Source organism: Streptomyces turgidiscabies Car8 (assembly GCF_000331005.1).
In the GTDB taxonomy this organism is placed as follows: Bacteria; Actinomycetota; Actinomycetes; order Streptomycetales; family Streptomycetaceae; genus Streptomyces; species Streptomyces turgidiscabies.
Map to the genome: position 1 here is coordinate 1 of NZ_AEJB01000218.1, position 2,358 is coordinate 2,358.

Below are 2,358 nucleotides of genomic sequence, written 5' to 3' on the forward strand. Positions count from 1 at the left end.
CCCCCCCCCATCGGCCTGAACGGCCTCGTCCTCAAGCGCCGGACGGGCTGGGAATGCCGGCCGGCGCTTGAAGGGATAACGCCTCGGCCGAGGTGACAGCAAGAAGCGCGGGTCGCTCCTCCTCAAGCGCCGGACGGGCTGGGGTGCGGGCCGGTGCTAGCTCTGCGGGTGGTGTGCCGGGATTTCCGGGAGGTCGCCCGTCGTCTCGTACGCCGTCAGCATGTCGATGCGGCGGATGTGGCGGGTGTCCTCCGAGAACGGGGTCGCCAGGAAGGTCTCCACGAACTTCGTCGCCTCGTCCTGCGTGTGCATGCGGGAGCCCACCGCGACGACGTTGGCGTTGTTGTGCTGGCGGCCCAGCGACGCGGTCTCCTCGCTCCAGGCCAGCGCCGCGCGCACGCCCTTCACCTTGTTCGCCGCGATCTGCTCGCCGTTGCCGGAGCCGCCGATCACGATGCCGAGGGCGCCCGGGTCGGCCGCCGTGCGCTCTGCGGCGCGGAGGCAGAAGGGCGGGTAGTCGTCGACGGCGTCATAGATGTGGGGGCCGCAGTCCACGGGGTCGTGGCCGGCCTCCTTGAGCCACTCGACGAGGTGGTTCTTGAGTTCGAAGCCCGCATGGTCGGAGCCGAGATACACGCGCATGGTCCGAGTGTGACATGTGTGTTTCGGGGAAGCAGCGCCGGGGGTTGATCCCGAAATCCCAGGGCAATACCGCGAAACCTCAAGAAAACCTCAAGTAACGATCTGGATTCAAAGGTTCAGGAATCTCTTTGCCTCCGATTCACTGGACCGGATGTTTAACGCCGTCCCCACCGGCGCGCTCACCCGTTCACCCGGCTTCACCCGGCGCAAAGGAATTCCCCCATGACCTCGCAGCCGAGCTCCTCCCCACCCTCCGGTCTTCAGGCCGGGCTCAAGAACCGGCATCTCTCGATGATCGCCATCGGCGGTGTCATCGGCGCCGGACTCTTCGTCGGGTCCAGCTCCGGTATCCGTACCGCCGGGCCGGGCATTCTTCTCTCGTACGCCCTGGTCGGCACGCTCGTCGTGCTGGTGATGCGGATGCTCGGTGAGATGTCCGCCGCCAATCCGACCTCCGGCTCTTTCTCCGCGCACGCCGACCGCGCGCTCGGACGCTGGGCCGGGTTCTCCATCGGCTGGCTGTACTGGTTCTTCTGGGTCGTCGTGCTCGCCGTCGAGGCGACCGCCGGGGCCACCATCCTCGAAGGGTGGATACCCGCCGTACCGCAGTGGGCCTGGGCGCTCATCGTGATGATGGTGCTGACCGCGACCAACCTCGTCTCGGTCGGCTCCTACGGCGAGTTCGAGTTCTGGTTCGCCGGTATCAAGGTCGTCGCCATCAGCGCCTTCGTCATCATCGGCGCGCTCGCCGTGTTCGGCGTTCTGCCCGGAGTCGACAGCGACAAGGCCGGGCTCGGCAATCTGACCGACCACGGCGGCTTCCTGCCCAACGGGCCCGGCGCCATCCTCACCGGCGTGCTGCTCGTCGTCTTCTCCTTCATGGGGAGCGAGATCGCCACGCTGGCCGCCGGGGAGTCCGAGGACCCGCAGCGGGCCGTCACCAAGTCCACCAACAGCATCATCTGGCGTGTCGGCGTCTTCTATCTCGGGTCGATCTTCGTCGTCGTCACCCTGCTGCCGTGGAACGACCCCTCGATCAAGGAGAAGGGCTCGTACGTCGCCGCCCTGGACTCCCTGGGTATCGCGCACGCCGGTCAGATCATGAACTTCATCGTGCTGACCTCGGTGCTGTCCTGTCTCAACTCCGGGCTCTACACGGCCTCCCGCATGGCCTTCTCGCTCGGGCAGCGCGGTGACGCGCCCAAGGCGTTCGCACGGACCACCTCGCGCGGTGTGCCGCTCGCGGCGATCGTCGCCTCGGTCGTCTTCGGCTTCGTCGCCGTCTTCTTCAACTACAAGTTCCCCGACTCGGTCTTCCTCTTCCTCGTCAACTCCTCCGGCGCCGTCGCCCTGTTCGTCTGGCTGGTCATCTGCTTCTCGCAGCTGCGCATGCGGAAGATCATCGAGCGCGAGTCCCCGGAGAAGCTCGTCGTGCGGATGTGGCTGTACCCGTATCTGACCTGGGCGACCGCCGCCCTCATCGTGTTCGTCCTCGGCTACATGCTCACCGACACCGAGCACGACGGCCGCGAGACCGTACTGCTCTCGCTGCTGGTCGCCGCCGTCGTACTCGCCATCGCCGTCGTCCGGCAGAAGACCGGGCGCGGGGGAGCTGCGGTCGTCCATGGCGGCCGTGGCGGCCGGGGCGCGAACGCGATCGATGACGGCGACGATGTCGAGGACGTCGTCAAGGTCGGCTAGTTCGGCTGGTTCGGC

At 67.1% G+C, this 2,358-nt stretch carries 2 protein-coding genes; one reads left to right on the plus strand and one right to left on the minus strand.

The genetic code is table 11. The features are described 5' to 3' along the window. Nucleotides 1-156: 156 nt before the first annotated feature. Entirely contained in the window at nt 157-642 is a 486-nt protein-coding gene (locus STRTUCAR8_RS14480; RefSeq protein WP_006376489.1) for a ribose-5-phosphate isomerase, read from the minus strand. A gap of 222 nt (nt 643-864) precedes the next feature. On the opposite strand from STRTUCAR8_RS14480, the gene STRTUCAR8_RS14485 reads away from it, so the two are divergent. Further along, nucleotides 865-2,343, plus strand: a complete 1,479-nt coding sequence (locus STRTUCAR8_RS14485; RefSeq protein ID WP_006376488.1) for an amino acid permease — start codon at nt 865-867, stop codon at nt 2,341-2,343. Nucleotides 2,344-2,358: the final 15 nt, after the last annotated feature.

Excerpts from the sequence above, each read along its gene's own strand:
- STRTUCAR8_RS14480 (WP_006376489.1), bottom strand. The coding sequence starts at position 642 with ATGCGCGTGTATCTCGGCTCCGACCATGCGGGCTTCGAACTCAAGAAC.
- STRTUCAR8_RS14485 (WP_006376488.1), top strand. The coding sequence starts at position 865 with ATGACCTCGCAGCCGAGCTCCTCCCCACCCTCCGGTCTTCAGGCCGGG.